At 34.9% G+C, this 16,881-nt stretch carries 17 protein-coding genes; 12 read left to right on the top strand and 5 right to left on the bottom strand.

Annotated features, from left to right (window positions below; all coding sequences use genetic code 11):
* The first annotated feature begins 233 nt into the window (after positions 1 to 233).
* From J3U57_RS10665 to argA, 3 genes are all read left to right on the top strand, one after another.
* Positions 234 to 1,433, top strand: coding sequence for an MFS transporter (locus J3U57_RS10665; protein ID WP_267334273.1), 1,200 nt, complete (start codon positions 234 to 236; stop codon positions 1,431 to 1,433).
* 79 nt (positions 1,434 to 1,512) lie between these two features.
* Entirely contained in the window at positions 1,513 to 2,808 is a 1,296-nt protein-coding gene (locus J3U57_RS10660; RefSeq protein ID WP_267334274.1) for an MFS transporter, read from the top strand.
* Between the two features lie 341 nt (positions 2,809 to 3,149).
* Entirely contained in the window at positions 3,150 to 4,478 is a 1,329-nt protein-coding gene (gene argA, locus J3U57_RS10655) for an amino-acid N-acetyltransferase (RefSeq protein WP_267334275.1), read from the top strand.
* 809 nt (positions 4,479 to 5,287) lie between these two features.
* Here argA and mutH read toward each other — a convergent pair.
* From mutH to J3U57_RS10640, 3 genes are all read right to left on the bottom strand, one after another.
* Positions 5,288 to 5,956: a DNA mismatch repair endonuclease MutH gene (gene mutH / locus J3U57_RS10650; RefSeq protein WP_267334276.1), complete on the bottom strand. Its 669-nt coding sequence runs from the start codon at positions 5,954 to 5,956 to the stop codon at positions 5,288 to 5,290.
* Between the two features lie 73 nt (positions 5,957 to 6,029).
* Positions 6,030 to 6,578: an NADPH-dependent FMN reductase gene (locus J3U57_RS10645; RefSeq protein ID WP_267344688.1), complete on the bottom strand. Its 549-nt coding sequence runs from the start codon at positions 6,576 to 6,578 to the stop codon at positions 6,030 to 6,032.
* A gap of 87 nt (positions 6,579 to 6,665) precedes the next feature.
* Positions 6,666 to 7,211: a Dps family protein gene (locus J3U57_RS10640; RefSeq protein ID WP_065633990.1), complete on the bottom strand. Its 546-nt coding sequence runs from the start codon at positions 7,209 to 7,211 to the stop codon at positions 6,666 to 6,668.
* A 268-nt stretch (positions 7,212 to 7,479) separates the two neighbouring features.
* Between J3U57_RS10640 and srlA the strand changes: the two genes are divergently transcribed.
* The 6 genes from srlA (at position 7,480) to srlR (ending at position 11,634) form a co-directional block, all read left to right on the top strand.
* A complete protein-coding gene (srlA, locus tag J3U57_RS10635; RefSeq protein ID WP_065633991.1) occupies positions 7,480 to 8,028 on the top strand; it encodes a glucitol/sorbitol-specific PTS transporter subunit IIC in 549 nt (182 codons plus the stop codon).
* A 32-nt stretch (positions 8,029 to 8,060) separates the two neighbouring features.
* Positions 8,061 to 9,068 carry a PTS glucitol/sorbitol transporter subunit IIB gene (locus tag J3U57_RS10630; protein ID WP_267334278.1) on the top strand — a complete coding sequence of 336 codons (1,008 nt, stop codon included), beginning with the start codon at positions 8,061 to 8,063 and terminating at the stop codon, positions 9,066 to 9,068.
* A gap of 88 nt (positions 9,069 to 9,156) precedes the next feature.
* Positions 9,157 to 9,534, top strand: a complete 378-nt coding sequence (gene srlB / locus J3U57_RS10625) for a PTS glucitol/sorbitol transporter subunit IIA (RefSeq protein ID WP_267334279.1) — start codon at positions 9,157 to 9,159, stop codon at positions 9,532 to 9,534.
* A 2-nt stretch (positions 9,535 to 9,536) separates the two neighbouring features.
* The gene (gene srlD / locus J3U57_RS10620) at positions 9,537 to 10,316 is read left to right on the top strand and encodes a sorbitol-6-phosphate dehydrogenase (RefSeq protein ID WP_267334280.1); all 780 of its coding nucleotides are present in this window, start codon (positions 9,537 to 9,539) and stop codon (positions 10,314 to 10,316) included.
* A 73-nt stretch (positions 10,317 to 10,389) separates the two neighbouring features.
* Positions 10,390 to 10,755, top strand: coding sequence for a transcriptional regulator GutM (locus J3U57_RS10615; RefSeq protein ID WP_267334281.1), 366 nt, complete (start codon positions 10,390 to 10,392; stop codon positions 10,753 to 10,755).
* 99 nt (positions 10,756 to 10,854) lie between these two features.
* Entirely contained in the window at positions 10,855 to 11,634 is a 780-nt protein-coding gene (gene srlR / locus J3U57_RS10610; RefSeq protein WP_267334282.1) for a glucitol operon DNA-binding transcriptional repressor SrlR, read from the top strand.
* Positions 11,635 to 11,922: 288 nt separating this feature from the next.
* Here srlR and serA read toward each other — a convergent pair whose 3' ends face one another.
* Together serA and rpiA are read right to left on the bottom strand one after the other, a co-directional pair.
* Entirely contained in the window at positions 11,923 to 13,164 is a 1,242-nt protein-coding gene (gene serA / locus J3U57_RS10605) for a phosphoglycerate dehydrogenase (protein WP_267334283.1), read from the bottom strand.
* A gap of 86 nt (positions 13,165 to 13,250) precedes the next feature.
* Positions 13,251 to 13,916 carry a ribose-5-phosphate isomerase RpiA gene (gene rpiA, locus J3U57_RS10600; protein ID WP_267334284.1) on the bottom strand — a complete coding sequence of 222 codons (666 nt, stop codon included), beginning with the start codon at positions 13,914 to 13,916 and terminating at the stop codon, positions 13,251 to 13,253.
* A 206-nt stretch (positions 13,917 to 14,122) separates the two neighbouring features.
* Here rpiA and J3U57_RS10595 point away from each other — a divergent pair, with 206 nt between their 5' ends.
* From J3U57_RS10595 to J3U57_RS10585, 3 genes are all read left to right on the top strand, one after another.
* The gene (locus J3U57_RS10595; RefSeq protein WP_267334285.1) at positions 14,123 to 15,028 is read left to right on the top strand and encodes a LysR family transcriptional regulator ArgP; all 906 of its coding nucleotides are present in this window, start codon (positions 14,123 to 14,125) and stop codon (positions 15,026 to 15,028) included.
* 81 nt (positions 15,029 to 15,109) lie between these two features.
* On the top strand, positions 15,110 to 16,183 hold the full coding sequence (gene hemE / locus J3U57_RS10590; protein WP_267344687.1) for a uroporphyrinogen decarboxylase: 1,074 nt from the start codon (positions 15,110 to 15,112) through the stop codon (positions 16,181 to 16,183).
* On the top strand, positions 16,176 to 16,769 hold the full coding sequence (locus J3U57_RS10585) for a YjaG family protein (RefSeq protein WP_267344686.1): 594 nt from the start codon (positions 16,176 to 16,178) through the stop codon (positions 16,767 to 16,769). Before hemE ends, J3U57_RS10585 begins: the two co-directional genes overlap by 8 nt.
* Positions 16,770 to 16,881: the final 112 nt, after the last annotated feature.

Here is a 16,881-nt window from a genome sequence, read left to right as displayed (position 1 = left end):
TAGATAAAATACCACATTATTATGTGGTATTTTTTATGAAAAGTTATCGGGTTTTATTAATTTATCTGCCTCATCTATTGGTTTTGTTTACCATCATAGAGTTGGTAAAGTAATATCAGTAAAATATTCTTAATAAATTAATAGTTATCGCTTTTAGATTAATATTAATACTTGTATATTGAATTCGATTAACAGTTTAGTTTTAAATATATTTCAAATATGGAGTACGACAAATGGATACGTTAAAAGTCAATTCTTATGGAATTGTCGGGTCTATTTACGCTAATTATATCATTCAAAGTATTGCACTAATTGTGATTATGCAATTTTCCATTGATCTTACAAAACAGCTTAACACTGATCTTATTGGATTAGGCTATGTTGCTTCAGGTATAGGTATTGGAAAAATCTTTTTAATGTTTGTTGGTGGAATACTTTCAGATAAATTTGGTCGTAAGCTTTTTATTTTCCTCGGTATGGCGTGTTACGCGGTTTTCTTTATTGGTATGATATTTTGTACCAACATTCATCTCGCTTTTTGTCTGGCCATTGCAGTTGGGGCGGGGAATTCTTTTTTAGACACAGGTTCCATGCCTGCATTGACTGAATGCTTTCCAAGTTCTGCCGGTTCAGCAAGTGTGTTAATAAAAGCGTTTATTTCTATTGGGACTTTAGTACTTCCTTTTATCGTTACTTTTTTTGACACTAATCAAATTTGGTATGGTTGGGCTTTTCTTGGCTTTACGGCCTATTTAGTGATAAATGGCATATTATTATTACCTAAAAAATTTCCTCACAAAGATACTTCAATTAAAGGTGGCCAAGGTTCAGAGAACTATTTCAAAAGCCATCCTAAATTTGCATTTGAAGGCATTTTATTGATCATTATGGGATTTACTACAACAGCAACATTTGTCATTATTTTGCAATGGTTGCCAACTATTGCAACTGAAGGCGTAAATATGAGTGACCTTGATGCTAAACAATTAATTAGCTATTACAGTACCGCATCGATTATATCGGTATTTGTGACTGCTTTTGTCGTTAAACATTTTTTGAAACCTATCTTTTGCATCATAATATTACCTGCATTGTCAGCTATTGTTCTGATTATTTTTTATTTTAATATTTCACCTGTTATGTGCGTTATTGCAGCAATTGGTATGGGATTTACCGCAGCCGGTGGTGTACTTCAATTAACTTTAGTGGTAATGCAACAAATGTTTCCAAGCCGTAAAGGACTTGCTGTTGGTTGTATGTATACTTTTAGTGGATTATCTTTTGTGGTTATTCCACTGATTGTGCCAAAACTTGCTATGATTGATGTTAGTTATGCAATTTTGATTGATTTTTTTATTGCGTCATTAAGTTTAATCTTAGGTTCAATTGTTTTTTATCGATTTAAAAACGTTATTGATATTACAAAAATATAATGATTGATTTAAGTATTTGTGTTCAATATTAAAACAAAATTAAAAATAATACCTTTTTGATATATATAGGAATTGAGGAATGAAAAACCGATATTGGGGCACAGCAAGTTGTTTATATATCAACTACTTTGTGCATGGAATGGGCGCGATTATTTTGGGATTAAATATTGATTATTTAGCTGCTCAATTTAACCCACAATCTGCTTATCTGTTTACTTTAAATAAAGAGGTACTCACGGCAGTACAATTAAATTTGATCAGCGAAGCAAAGCAAAGTGTTTACAACGTGATGATGGGATTGGGTATAGGCCGATTATTAGTATTATTTATTATGGGATCGTTATCCGACAGACTTGGTCGTAAACCCTTCATTGTTTTAGGTGGATTGTTTTATATCGGTTTTCTACTAGGAATTTTAGTTAGCCCGAGTGTACAAATTGCCTTTATGTTTGCTATTTTAGGTGGCATTGCCAACTCAACACTTGATGCCGGTACTTATCCAGCGCTTATGGAAGCTTTTCCTAAATCACCGGGCTCAGCATCTATTTTAATTAAAGCAGCTATTGCAGCAGGGCAATCCTTGTTGCCTATCATTGTCGGCATGATTATGGCTAACCAAGCATATTATGGTTGGTCATTCATTTTTTGTTGCGTTATTTTAGGGTTAAATGCATTGATAGTGTTTAAGATGCCTTTTCCAAACCACAAACTCACGCCAGAGCAAGAGCTAGAGAATCTAGAAAAAAATGAAAAAACAACGCCTGTTTTAAAACAAAAGGCTAATTTTTGGATAGAAGGTATCTGTTTTATCATCATTGGTTTCACTTCAACCGCGACCTTTTATCTGGTTTCGTCTTGTTTAAAAGATTTTTCACAAACAGTTGCGGGTATGGATTCTTCGGGTGCAGTACAAGCTTTTTCTTCTTATGGTATTGGGACACTTGCCAGTGTATTTTTAACTTCACTTTTGGTGAAAAGCTTAATTAAACCTGTGTATATTGTTGTGTTTTATCCACTACTTTCAACTATCATGTTGATAGTAATGTATTTTAACCCAACCCCTGCATTATGTATGATCGGTGGTTTTGTACTTGGTTTTACTGCGGCAGGCGGCGTTTTACAACTTGCACTCACCACCATGGCTGAATTTTTTCCATCAGGTAAGGGTAAAGTGCTGGGTATATTTTTTACTTCTTCCAGTATTGCAACCGCCATAATCCCGTTTTTAATTGGCTGGGTATCAACTAATTTGGGTTTACGTTATGTTATGTTGAGTGATGCCATAATAGCGGGGATTGGTACCATATTGGCTATTGTTGTATTGATGCGTTACCGAACCGTTTTTAACGTATCGCATACAATTACGGATAAATAATTAAAAAGTTGCTCAATCAAAAAATAATTTATAGATCATTTCTTAAACCTATTGGGTTGTCTGTCTAATAATCATGAAACATGATAAGGCATGCTTAAAAAAAGCATGCCTATTTGATGCTATGGTTTAAAGTTCAAGTTTATCACTGCATTTGTTAATCAATATGGTTGGTCTTAGTGGTTATTGTTAAATACAGTTATGATCAATTTATGTTCGTTGATCTTAATTTGTCTAATTTTTAGCTTTTAATCGATTTTGAAAATATTACTTGCCATTAAATTAAAAATAAATAAAATTACAATAAATATGAATAAATATTCATTTTGATAACGGTGATTAAGATGAAAGAAAGAACAACTGAATTAGTCGAAGGGCTAAGACATTCAGTACCTTATATCAATGCTCATCATGGAAAAACGTTTGTAATTTTATTAACAGGCGCGGTATTAAAAAGTAATAATTATTCAAGCATTATTAGTGATATCGGGTTGCTTTACAGTCTTGGTATAAAACTGGTCATTGTTAATGGTGCACGTAATCAAATTGACGAATCACTTAAACATCATAATATTGAACCTAACTATCATAAGAATACGCGAATTACTGATGCCAACACGCTAGATATTGTTAAACAAGTTACAGGGCTATTGCAGCTCAATATTACAGCCAGTCTATCAATGTGCTTAAATAATACGCCATTACAAGGTGCGCATATTAATGTGGTAAGTGGCAATTTTGTTATTGCTCAGCCACTTGGTGTTGATGATGGTATTGATTATTGCCATACAGGCAAAATTCGCCGAATTAACTTTGAAGCGATAGATGAGCAATTAAATCGCGGTTCAATTGTATTACTTGGACCTGTGGGGGTATCGGTAACAGGGGAAAGTTTTAATTTATCTTCAGAAGATGTTGCAGCCGAAGTTGCAATACGTTTGAAAGCCGATAAATTAATTAGTTTTTGCGCTGAACAGGGTGTGCTTGACGAACAGGGTAAAGTAATTACAGATCTTTTTCCTATTGATGCTGATAACTATGTTAATCAAAAAGAACAGCATGGAAAGCCACTTTCGAGCGAAGCTCGATTTTTACGGGCAGCATCGAAAGCTTGTCGCAATGGCGTAAGACGAAGTCATTTAGTCAGTTATTTAGTCGATGGCGCAATTTTGCAAGAACTATTCTCGCGTGATGGCATTGGTACACAAGTAGCAATGCAACATTCTGAACAAATTCGCACAGCAACAATCAACGATATTGGTGGTATTTTAGAACTTATTCGTCCACTTGAAGAACAAGGCATTTTAGTTAAACGTTCACGAGAACAGTTAGAGATGGAAATTGATAAATTTACAATCATTCAACGTGATAATATGACTATTGGTTGTGCAGCACTTTATCCATATCCCGAAGAAAAAATGGGCGAAATGGCTTGCGTTGCTATCCATCCGCAGTATCGAAATTCATCGCGCGGCGATCTGTTGATCGAAAAAATCGCTGAAAGCGCCACTAATCTAGGATTGGAAAAAATTTTTGTACTCACAACCCGGAGTATTCATTGGTTTAGAGAAAAAGGGTTCAATCCAGCTGAAGTTGATGATTTGCCGATTAAAAAGAAACAACTTTACAATTATCAACGCAACTCAAAAATATTAATGTTCAATATCAAATAAATTAATTCACTATAAATCGACTTTTGGGTCGGTGATTTGCCTAATCATTAGATGTATTTGAGTTATCAGCTTAATAAAACTGATAACTCTTTTACTGTCACTTGAATAATTTAACTAATAATTTTATGAACAACGATAAGCTTGCACAATCCGTTTTTGGTAAAACTTTTTCTTTAATGCCTGATAAAACAAAAAATGGCAAAACCAGCACCGTAAAATATACAATGGCAAACCACTAATAACAGCGGCAATAATGTACCTTTAACATTAGCAGTAAAATTACCAAATATGGACGCTGTTTTATCTGTTATAAATAAAATTTGTTATGCATTTATGCAGCATATCAATGCGATAGTGAAAATGGTAACAACGCTAATAATTTTAGTAAAAAGCATACAATACAACCAACAGTAACTTGTTAGTAAAAAAGACCATTATAGTGATAGCCGCAACACGTTTTGAGCTAATAATTTAAACACATTGTTTAAATGTTGGAATATTTTTTTAGTGAAAATAACAATACCTTTTTTAGCAATAGATAACTTTTCAGCAATACCGCTGATAGTCCTAAGGTAAAAATCAGACAAGTATTATGCTTAAAAATATCCTTAGTCTGTTTTTTGTTGACACAATTGATCCCACCTAAATCGCTTTCGTAAAAAATAAGGTGTAGTTAAATAACAAAGTGAGAAGATTGGTAAAAAATAGGACAGAGAGTTTGATAATCATTACAGTGTTATCAATCATATTGTTGGTGGTAAATTAATGGTATTTATTACTGCATTTATTAAAATAACTGAGTGGTAATATTATTTAATTGCGTTATTTAAAATTTTCCAAGTAAATGACTTTTTTAAATAAAAACCGCGAGGTCGAGTTAAAATAATTTGACCATTTTCACCAATTGCTTCTGTTAATGCACGACCGTTAGCCGCTTTGGGGCGAATTTGTAAATAGGTTCCATAGCGAGCTGTAATTTTTTCAACTTGGCCAAGAGTGATCATATCCATCAGTTCTTGCCAATCTTGTTTTAGCTGTTGTTCTTGTTGAGGGGATGGCATCCACAAAATAGGACGACCAACTTTGCGATCTGCCAATGCAATAGTTCTTTCTCCTTGTATTGGGATCCAAAGCACTTTAGTCAATTTATATTTGACATGACTTGTTTCCCAAATGACCCCGTGGTTTGCCATCAAAGGGGCTACACTAACAAAAGTGGTTTCTAAAGGTTTTCCTTGGTTATCAATGGGAATGGTTTTAAGTTCAATGCCTAAACTAGCAAAATCCCGTTCGGCCTTACTACCTGCATTTGCTCCCAAAAAAGTTTCAATTAGATTGCCAACCCAACCTTTTTGTTTAGTAAGATTTTGTGGCATCGGCATATTCAAATATTTTGCGATATCAGCAAAAGTATAACCAGCTGCTAATTCAGCTCGTTGTAATAATTCTTGTTCACAATTAGGAAAAAATATTGGCATGTAAAGGCATTAACTTAATGGCGAAATATTCACAGCCAATTATATTGGCTGTGAATACGGAAATAAAGGACTATTAATTGAGTTTTTCAACCCAACTTGCATAGCTATTAATGATTAGAGAAAGGAATTCTTTAGTTTTTGCCGTTATATTGCCGTTTTCATCGAATGATGAATTGATATTACCAATATAAGCTTCGGGTTGTTGTAGTGTCGGCATATCTAAAAATACTAAAGATTGGCGTAATTGATGATTTGCACCAAATCCACCGATTGCACCTTGTGAAACAGAAACAACTGCTGCTGGTTTTTTCGACCAAACGCTTTTACCGTAAGGACGAGAACCCACATCTAAAGCATTTTTGATAACAGCTGGTAAGCCTCGATTATACTCAGGTGTGACAAAAATAACGCCTTGGCATGCTGCGATTTCTTGACGAAAACGGGTGTAAGATGAAGGTGGTGTATCGGTGTCAATATCTTCATTATATAAAGGCAAATCACCAATAGAAATTAGTTTTAATGAGAGTGATGGAGGTGCAATTTCTTGAAATATTTTTGCGACTTTTAAGTTAAAAGAATCCTTGCGTAAACTACCTACTAATACCGCAATTTTTTTACTCATTTTCTATTCTCCCTAATATCTTATAAAATTAAGAGACACAGTTTGTGTCTCTTAATTATTGTTATTTATTATTAAATATAACAAATATTAATGACCAGAAGAATCCATTTTACGACCTGTTTCAAATAAGAACCAAGCACGTCTTTCAGTTTGATCGATCCACTCTTCGATTAAGCTTGCTGTAGCGGTATCATTATATTTATCGCAAATATCGTGTGCTTCACGCATACGAGATGTAAGTTTAATATTATCTTGGCAAAGTTCAGCAAGCATATCTGATGGTTCAACAAAATCAGCATCATTATCAGAAATACTTTGTAATTTTGAAATATGACCGATTGAACGAAGGGTGGTTCCACCTAATTTACGCACGCGTTCAGCGATAGGATCAGTCATCGCAAATAATTCTTCACCATGATCATCTAACATTAAGTGATAATCACGAAAATGAGGACCGCTTACATGCCAATGGAAGTTTTTAGTTTTTAAATATAAAGCAAATACATCTGCTAATACTGAATTCATAGCACTAGAGATATCTTTTGATGCTTTTTCACCTAAATCAGTTGGGAATAAAATTGCTGCTTGTTGAAGTTTTTTGGCGCTTTTTGTAGAGTTAGTCGTTTTAGCCATAACACATTCTCCTCGGTTAAATAATAAATAAATTTTCTTATATAAAATTACGCCAACTCAGCGTTAATGTCCAATGAAAATCAACTATTTTTAGCTATTACTGCTATTTCAGCAAACTATTATTTTTGTCTTGTTTTATGTTCTCCCATTTTTTTTGAAACATTTTCTTTCAAAATGAAAGAAAATGTTTCAAATTGTGATCTATATAAAAGTTTTTTCTTTTAATGTTGTTAATATGTCGACAAAGTTTAACTTAATAGGAGGCAATATGATTGACGCTATTTCATTTGGTGCTGAATGGTTTATAGGGCTATTCCAAGAGGGAGGTAAAGTATTAGTAGGAATGGTAACAGGAATTTTACCGTTATTAATCTCTTTACTGGTTGTGATGAATGCAGTAATTAAATTTATTGGGCAAGATCGCATAGAACGCCTAGCACAGGCTTGCGCTGGTAATCCAATTTCTCGGTACTTACTACTACCATTAATTGGAACCTTTGTTTTTTGTAATCCGATGACATTAAGTTTAGGGCGTTTTATGCCAGAGTATTACAAGCCAAGTTACTATGCTGCTTCTTCTTATAGCTGTCACTCGATGAATGGACTTTTTCCTCATGTTAATCCTGGTGAGCTGTTTGTGTATTTAGGTATTGCTGCTGGACTAACAACGTTGAATCTTCCATTAGGTCCATTAGCGGTTAGTTATTTTCTTGTTGGTTTGGTCACAAACTTCTTTCGAGGTTGGATTACCGATTTTTGTACTGCCGTCTTTGAAAGAAAAATGGGGATTAAATTAGATAGAGAAGTGCATCTATAACATTCATCTATCAAGATAAAGAGGAAACGAAAATGGCTAAATTTATTCGAATAGAAAAAGGCGAAGCAGGTTGGGGTGGCCCTTTGGAACTACCTGTAATCGAAGGAAAAAAGATTGTCTACATTGCAGCAGGAACAAGACCGGCAATCGTTGATACTTTAGTTCAACTAACGGGTTGGGAAGCGATTGATGGTTTTAAAGAAGGTGAGCCAGCAAAAGAGGAAATCGGTGTTGCAGTAATTGATTGTGGTGGTACGTTACGTTGTGGTATTTACCCAAAAAATCGTGTACCTACGATTAATATTCATGCTACAGGTAAATCCGGTCCCTTGGCTCAATATATTGTTGAAGATATTTATGTTTCTGCGGTAAAACCTAATAACATTAAATTAATCGATAAGGACTCACAGACAGTTAAAGAGAGTTCTGTCACGCAAACGCAGCAAGCTAAAGCTAATAAAGATTCTGAGTTTAAACACTATGACAGTAGTAAAAAAATTACTGAACAGAGTGATGGTTTACTGGCCAAAATCGGCATAGGAATGGGATCGGGAGTGGCCGTTTTTTTCCAAGCTGGTCGCGATACTATCGACACTGTCCTTAAAACGATTTTACCTTTTATGGCTTTTGTATCAGCTTTAATCGGTATCATTATTGCATCAGGATTAGGTGATTTTATTGCTCATGGTTTGGTTCCTTTAGCCAATAACCCCATTGGGTTAGTCATTTTAGCTTTAATTTGTTCTTTCCCATTGCTTTCGCCATTTTTAGGTCCTGGAGCCGTTATTGCACAAGTCATTGGTACCTTAGTTGGTGTACAAATAGGGCTAGGCAATATTCCGCCGCATTTAGCTTTGCCTGCGCTTTTTGCAATTAATGCACAAGCTGCATGTGATTTTATTCCTGTCGGTTTATCACTTGCCGAAGCTAAACAAGACACGGTTAGAGTTGGCGTACCGTCTGTTTTGGTTAGTCGATTTTTAACAGGCGCCCCAACCGTGCTTATTGCTTGGGCGGTATCGTTATTTATCTATCAATAATTTGTGGGAAAAACTAGATATTTAAGCTGTGATCTTTTGTCTAGTTTGAAATGAATAAACGCACATTAAAGAAGAAAGAAGGTTAATAATGTCAAAGGTTATTTATCATTCAACTATTAATCAAATTGGTGACTTTGCGCAAGCTACTTTAGCTGATGGGATGCTGATATTATTCAAACAAGGCGCACCAGCAGATTTAGCTGATTACTGTTTTATTCATAATCATGATGATTTAAAACAGGAACTCGCCGTGGGTCAATCATTACAATTAGGTAATCATATTTATCAAATCACCTCTGTTGGTGATGTTGCTAGCGTTAATTTTCGTGAATTAGGTCATATCACATTAAGGTTTGATGGTAATCAGCAAGCGGAATTGCCAGGTACAGTGCATGTACAAGGTAAACTGCCAATTCAACTTAATGTAAATGATGAAATTAAAATTTTAAGTAATGAAGGAATATAAAAATGAAACAAGTCGCGGTCATTATAGGTGGTGGGCAAACACTCGGTGAATTTTTATGTCATGGTATTGCTGATGCTGGTTATCAAGTTGTTGTCGCTGATTTAAATATAGATAATGCTAATAAAGTAGCTCAAGCAATTAATCAAAAACATGGTTCAGGTACGGCTAAAGGTTTTGGTGTCGATGCGACCAACGAAGAAAGTGTTATCCAATTAGCTCAAGATGTTAATAGTTGTTTTAAACGTCTTGATTTGATGGTTTACAGTGCAGGTATTGCCAGAGCAGCGCCAATTACCAATTTTGCATTAAATGATTTTCAATTGTCAGTAAATGTTAATCTCACCGGTTATTTTTTATGTGCGCGGGAATTTGCCAAAGTAATGATTGAACATAAAACAGCGGGGCGAATTATTCAAATTAATTCCAAATCAGGTAAAGTTGGAAGCAAACATAATTCAGGATATAGTGCGGCTAAATTTGGTGGTGTTGGCTTAACTCAATCTTTGGCCCTGGATCTTGCTGATCATGGCATTACTGTTAACTCATTAATGTTAGGTAATTTGCTTAAATCACCTATGTTTCAATCGCTAATTCCACAATATGCTAAAAAATTAGGCATTCCAGAGAGTGAAGTTGAGCAAGTATATATTGATAAAGTGCCACTTAAACGGGGGTGTGATTATCAAGATGTGCTCAATGTACTGTTATTTTATGCAAGTGACAAAGCCTCTTATTGTACTGGGCAATCAATTAACATTACTGGCGGTCAAGTGATGTTCTAGTTAAAATAAAGTGCGAAAGCAAGTTTAATGCTTTCGCACTCTGTTTAACTCAATCAATACTGGAAAAGCGCATATGAATATGACAACCACTTTTATTATTGTTGCTTTAATTGCTTGGTGTATTCAAATTGTATTTAGTTGGTTGCAAATTCGCCGTTTTAATCAAGCTTTTTTAGCTTTAAAAAAAGGGGCGTATTTAGGCGTTGGTCGAAGTAAAACCAAACGTTTTAAACCAAGGGTTTTAATTGCGGTATCGTTAGACAAAAATCAGGTCGTGATTGATTCAGTCCGCATGAAAGGTATTACCGTGTTTGCTTTACCTAAACCCATTCCACAGTTACATGGGATGTTGGTATCGAATATTATTCCAGAAAACATTTTTCCCTATGATCTTGCCTCACAAAGCGCGCTTACTATTGCATTAACAACAAATAAATAACTTTTATTTTGAAAAGTATTTTCTTTCATAATGAAGTATAATATTTTTTAAAATAAATTTATTTTGTTGGTTAACAATGATAAGTGGTGGTAACTGGGTATGAAAGTAAAGCAACGGCAAACAGCTATTTTAGAATATCTACAAAATCATGGGCAAGTCAGTGTTGATGAATTGGTCGCCCATTTTAAAACAACAGGTACCACTATTCGCAAAGACCTTACACAACTAAATGAAAGTGGTTTAGTCCTGCGTACTTATGGTGGGGCTATGTTAAATAGGGAAATTGGTGATAGGGCGATTGATCATAAAACTTATATCAATACTGCGCAAAAAAAAGCGATAGCTAAAGAAGCGGCAAAATTGATTCATGAGGGCGATTCGATTATTTTTGATGCAGGTAGTACCGTTGCCCAGATGATTCCAATGCTTGCCCGATTCAATAATCTTACTATTATGACCAATAGTTTACATATGGTTAATGAATTAGTTGCTAATGATAACGACCAAACCATAATATTAACGGGGGGCACTTTCCGGCGAAAATCGGCATCATTTCATAATAATAATGCCTCAGCAATTGCAGCCTTTGAATGTTACACTTTTGATAAACTTTTTATGGGGGCTGATGGTGTAGATTTAGTTGGAGGTGTAACCACATTTAATGAAAGTTATCATGGCAGTGTTGCCATGAGTAAAGCTGCTGCTAAATTAATTTTGTTAGCAGATTCTTCAAAGTTTGGGCGACGTAGCCCCAATGTTGTATGTGATTTAAGTGCTGTTGATACTATTATCACTGATGATAACTTAGATGATAAATACTATGATGCATTCGTTGAGCGCAACATTAACGTTATCAAAGTAAAAGTAATGGATAACTAATTTGCTATACAACCACAACCCAAAAAATAACGTTATTTTATTAAGATAACTTTTTTAAAATTGTATTACTTATTAGTAGTCATTAAAAACTACATTTTATATTTAATGGTAAGCGCTGATTTCACACAGCTTTACAAGCTACTGAGTTTAGCCAAAAAAGAATCATGTTATCGTGATTTTAGATTAGGCTAATTTCATTGATTAAGGGGATTTAGAATTCATCAATCCCCTTTATACTATAAATAGACTATATTTTATTCTAAGCACGTTATTAGCCTATTTTATTATTTAAAAGAGTAATCTTGCTCTAATTGTGCCTGGTACACTTTTGAGTTTAACTAATAATTCTTCAGCTTTATTTTGTTCTACTCTTTCAATATCAATAACAACATAACCAATTTTGGGATCGGTCTGTAAATACTGAGCCGAGATATTCAATCCTTGTTCTGCAAATAATGTATTAATTGCTGTCAATACGCCGGGTTGGTTATTGTGTATGTTGATAAAACGGCTAGATCCTTTTGCCGGAATCGGTAATGATGCTTCAGGAAAATTTACAGCGGACAAGGTAGCACCTGTGTCGGAGTATTTAGCCAGTTTTGTTGCCACTTCAATACCAATGTTTTCTTGAGCTTCAGTGGTTGAACCACCAATATGAGGCGTTATGATGACATTATCAAATTTGCACAAAGGTGATTCAAATGGATCGCTATTGGTGGCCGGTTCAGTAGGAAACACATCGATAGCCGCGCCACTTAATTTATGACTTTGTAGTGCTTGAGTTAATGCATCAAGATCGATAACTTTACCACGAGAGGCATTGATAAGAATGGCGTCGGACTTCATCATATCAATTTCATTTTGACTAATCATATTAATTGTTGTTGAATTTTCGGGGACATGTAAGCTAACAATGTCACTTAATTGCAACAACTCCTTCATGGTTGAAATTTGTTTGGCATTACCTAATGGTAATTTGGTTTCAATATCGTAAAAATAGACGTTCATCCCTAAAGATTCCGCTAAAACGCTTAATTGACTGCCAATATGCCCATAACCAATGATGCCTAAATTTTTACCACGAGCTTCATGAGAACCAGTTGCAATCTTATTCCACTTTCCTTGATGTGCTTTAGCATTGGCTTCGGGTACACGACGAAGTAATAAAATTGCCTCGGCTAATACCAGCTCAGCAACCGATCGAGTATTAGAAAATGGTGCATTAAATACCGGAATACCTTTAACGGCAGCTGTATCTAGATCGACTTGATTGGTACCAATACAAAAACAACCAATTCCGGCAAGTTTTGGTGCTGCATCTATGATGTCTTTGGTTAAATGCGTTCTTGATCGGATTCCAATAAATCGCGCATCTTTTATTGCTTGTTGAAGCTCCGATGGCGATAGGGCACCTTTATGATATTCAATGTTGGTAAAGCCTGCAGATTTTAATGTATCAATTGCACTTTGATGGACACCTTCGAGTAATAAAAATTTATTATCATCTTTGCTTAACGCCTGAACAACCATTTTTTTCCTCTCTTTATTTAAGCATATCTATTGCTGCTTATTGTTATATTTTTATTTTTTAAATTAACGTATTAGCTAAGCGATAACTAATAGCTCGGTGTAATTTCTTTTACACCTGAACGGGTTCCAACCAGTGCTACATTAGCCCCTTTGTTGGCAAATAGACCTACTGTTACAACGCCAGCAATATTATTAATTCGATTTTCTAATTCCATTGGTTTTGCAATGATAAGATCATGAACATCTAAGATAACATTGCCATTATCAGTGATTACACCTTGACGATAAATTGGTTTACCGCCGAGTTTAAATAGTTCACGTGCAACATAAGAACGCGCCATAGGGATCACTTCTACCGGTAATGGAAATTTGCCAAGCACATCGACAACTTTTGATTCATCAACAATACACACAAATTGTTTGGATAATGCTGAGACAATTTTTTCACGCGTTAACGCGGCTCCTCCACCTTTTATCATCTGCAACAGATGATTAATTTCGTCGGCACCATCTACATATACATCTAAACTATCAACTTCATTACAATCCAATACGGGAATCCCATAATCTTTTAATTTTTGGGTTGATGCTTCGGAACTAGAAACCGTTCCTCTAATCTGATCCTTTATTGTTGCTAAGGCATCAATAAAATATGATGCAGTTGACCCTGTGCCTACACCAACTAATGAATCGGGTTTGACAAATTTTAACGCTGCAAAGCCGACGGCTTTTTTTAATTCATCCTGTGTCATGGTATCACCGTATTTAGAATATAATTTTCTCGAAAAAATAAAATTTTAAAAGCAAAATGATTGAAGATATGGCATAGTAACCAATTGGAAAGCAAAAATCATTAGTATTTTTTAGAAAATATTTTAAGTTTTAGATCTATTTAAAACTTTGCCAATTAAAATAGCTCGATTATTCAAGCAATGAGCAATTTATTAATAAAGAGATTATGAAGCGTCCAGATTATAGAGCATTACAAGCCTTAGATGCAGTAATAAAAGAGCGAGGATTTGAGAGAGCGGCAGATAAATTGTGTATCACACAACCTGCGGTGTCACAACGTATTAAACAGTTAGAAAGCTTTTTTGGTCAACAACTATTAGTGAGAACAATCCCCCCAAAGGCAACTAAACAAGGGGAGCATCTGTTAGGATTATTGCATCAGGTCGAATTATTAGAACAACAATGGTTAGGCGATAATGAACAAAATACCACGCCTTTGTCATTGTCTATTGCGATTAATGCAGATTCTTTGGCTACATGGGTGTTACCGGCTTTAAAACCAGTTTTAGATAAAAATATTCTTCGATTTGATATACAAATTAAAGATGAAGAGCATACTTTAGAGCTGTTGCGTTTAGGTACGGTCGTTGCTGCAATTAGTATTCAAGCTAATCCTTTACCTGGTTGTTTATCTGATTTACTTGGTGCTCTCGACTACATTTTTGTCGCTTCGCCTGATTTTGCCAAAAAATACTTTCCAAATGGTGTGACACGATCATCTTTACTCAAAGCACCAGCTGTTGCTTTTGACCATTTAGATGATATGCATCAAGCTTTTTTACAGGAAAATTTTAACTTAACACCGGGTAGTGTAATTTGTCATATTACCAGTTCATCAGAAGCGTTTGTACAACTTGCTAAACAAGGTTCAGCCTGTTGTATGATTCCTATGTTACAAGTTGAACAAGAGTTAAAAAATGGTGAATTAGTTAACTTAACCGAAGGCTTGTATCAAAGACGTATGCTCTATTGGCATCGTTTTGCGCCAGAAAGTAGTGTAATGCAAAATATTTCTGAAACTTTAATTCGTTATGCTAAGCTCACATTATCACAACCTCAAGAACACAAATAAACGCTATGATTTTTTACTGATACGTGATGTTAACGTTGCATTGCTTGACATAATATAATAGTTACTTAAAGAGCGGATATCATGAGCCAATTAAAAAATGATCGTTATTTACGCGCATTACAATGTCTACCTGTTGATTATACCCCTGTTTGGATGATGCGTCAGGCTGGGCGTTATTTACCTGAGTATAGACAGTTGCGCGCAAAGGCGGGTAATTTTATGACTATGTGCCAAACACCAGAACTGGCATGTGAAGCGACTTTACAACCCTTAACGCGTTTTGATCTTGATGCGGCTATTATTTTTTCTGATATATTGACCATACCTGATGCAATGGGATTAGGTCTGTATTTCGAGCCGGGTGAAGGACCAAAATTTCGTCAAACAATATCGAGCTTGTCTGATATTGAGCAGTTACCTATTCCCGATCCAAATGATTCATTAAGATATGTGATGGATGCAATAAGCCTAACCAAAAAAGAACTTAATGGTAAAGTTCCGTTGATTGGATTTTCGGGTAGCCCATGGACATTAGCAACTTATATGATTGAAGGGGGAAGTAGTAAAACGTTTACTAAAATAAAAAAAATGCTGTATAGCAAACCGAAAGTTTTACATTTACTTCTTGAAAAGCTTGCCGAAAGCATCGCGTTATATTTAAATGCCCAAATCGAAGCGGGCGCTCAATCGCTCATGATATTTGATACTTGGGGTGGCGTTTTAAGCCATCAATGTTATCAAACGTTTTCACTGCATTATATGCAGTTAATTTTATCAAAATTAAAACGAGGTCATAAAACTCAAGCTATTTCGTCCTATGTGCCAGTCACACTTTTCACCAAAGGTGGTGGGTTATGGTTAGATAGTATTGTGAATACAGGATGTGATGCAATTGGTGTTGATTGGACTGTGAATTTGAGCCATATTGCCCAAAAAGGACGCATTGCGGTACAAGGCAATTTAGATCCATCTGTGTTGTATGCCGGAAAGTTAACAATAGAATCAAATGTTGAAGCTGTGCTTAATGAATTTGGATTCCATAATGGTCATATTTTTAATTTAGGGCATGGTATTCACCAAGATATTCCCGTAGAACATGTACAATATTTAATTGAGGCTGTACACGAGCGGTCTAAAAGGTTTCATTATGATTAAAAATCCAGTTCAGTTAAGAGTTGAAAAATTAGCACCATGGCAACAATATTTATTTATGGTTTGCTTATGTGAACGAATGTACCCAAATTATGTCTATTATACTAAGCAACAGCATAATGAGGATGATGCTAAAAGCTATAAAAACATTCTTGATTTAATGTGGGAGTCATTATTAGTTGAGAAAGTTAAAATTAATTTTGATTTACAATTAGAAAAATTAGAGGCGATTATTCCCACTGTGAATGAAGATAGCGCTTATATGATCTATCCTGCGATTGATGCTTGTCAGGCCTTAAGTGAGCTTATACATGCTCATCTAACGGATGATATTGCCGAACATACAGCAAAAGTTAGTAGTATATCGGCAACCACGGTAGCTGAATTCGAAATGACAAAATTAGATACTTATCTTTCCAAAGATGAACAGTTAAATTTACCGGGTGTGATTGAAGAATTTGATTTGCAATGGGAAATATTTCGATTATTGCGCGAAGAATCTCATGACAAGATTGATCTAATAAAGGGTTTAAAAGACGATATTAGGGCGGCTCAAATAAGCAATATTGGTGTTTTTTTGAGCAATTAAGCCGCTGAATGCCCTATTTTTTTATTTTTTACTAAATTTTTCTTTAACATTGGATGAATATAGACTACATTTAACATCAATGTAATCTAAACATTGTTTACAGGGGCAAAGT

Origin of the sequence: Gilliamella sp. B3464 (assembly GCF_026536145.1) — a bacterium.
GTDB lineage: Bacteria > Pseudomonadota > Gammaproteobacteria > Enterobacterales > Orbaceae > Gilliamella.
Note: the sequence above shows the minus strand (reverse complement) of the source record. Positions and strands in the feature narration are given on the sequence as shown.

Excerpts from the sequence above, each read along its gene's own strand:
- srlA (WP_065633991.1), top strand. The coding sequence starts at position 7,480 with ATGATTGACGCTATTTCATTTGGTGCTGAATGGTTTATAGGGCTATTC.
- J3U57_RS10595 (WP_267334285.1), top strand. The coding sequence starts at position 14,123 with ATGAAGCGTCCAGATTATAGAGCATTACAAGCCTTAGATGCAGTAATA.
- J3U57_RS10660 (WP_267334274.1), top strand. The coding sequence starts at position 1,513 with ATGAAAAACCGATATTGGGGCACAGCAAGTTGTTTATATATCAACTAC.
- srlD (WP_267334280.1), top strand. The coding sequence starts at position 9,537 with ATGAAACAAGTCGCGGTCATTATAGGTGGTGGGCAAACACTCGGTGAA.
- argA (WP_267334275.1), top strand. The coding sequence starts at position 3,150 with ATGAAAGAAAGAACAACTGAATTAGTCGAAGGGCTAAGACATTCAGTA.
- J3U57_RS10640 (WP_065633990.1), bottom strand. The coding sequence starts at position 7,211 with ATGGCTAAAACGACTAACTCTACAAAAAGCGCCAAAAAACTTCAACAA.
- J3U57_RS10630 (WP_267334278.1), top strand. The coding sequence starts at position 8,061 with ATGGCTAAATTTATTCGAATAGAAAAAGGCGAAGCAGGTTGGGGTGGC.
- J3U57_RS10585 (WP_267344686.1), top strand. The coding sequence starts at position 16,176 with ATGATTAAAAATCCAGTTCAGTTAAGAGTTGAAAAATTAGCACCATGG.
- J3U57_RS10615 (WP_267334281.1), top strand. The coding sequence starts at position 10,390 with ATGAATATGACAACCACTTTTATTATTGTTGCTTTAATTGCTTGGTGT.
- srlR (WP_267334282.1), top strand. The coding sequence starts at position 10,855 with ATGAAAGTAAAGCAACGGCAAACAGCTATTTTAGAATATCTACAAAAT.
- mutH (WP_267334276.1), bottom strand. The coding sequence starts at position 5,956 with ATGCCAATATTTTTTCCTAATTGTGAACAAGAATTATTACAACGAGCT.
- hemE (WP_267344687.1), top strand. The coding sequence starts at position 15,110 with ATGAGCCAATTAAAAAATGATCGTTATTTACGCGCATTACAATGTCTA.
- srlB (WP_267334279.1), top strand. The coding sequence starts at position 9,157 with ATGTCAAAGGTTATTTATCATTCAACTATTAATCAAATTGGTGACTTT.
- J3U57_RS10645 (WP_267344688.1), bottom strand. The coding sequence starts at position 6,578 with ATGAGTAAAAAAATTGCGGTATTAGTAGGTAGTTTACGCAAGGATTCT.
- J3U57_RS10665 (WP_267334273.1), top strand. The coding sequence starts at position 234 with ATGGATACGTTAAAAGTCAATTCTTATGGAATTGTCGGGTCTATTTAC.
- rpiA (WP_267334284.1), bottom strand. The coding sequence starts at position 13,916 with ATGACACAGGATGAATTAAAAAAAGCCGTCGGCTTTGCAGCGTTAAAA.
- serA (WP_267334283.1), bottom strand. The coding sequence starts at position 13,164 with ATGGTTGTTCAGGCGTTAAGCAAAGATGATAATAAATTTTTATTACTC.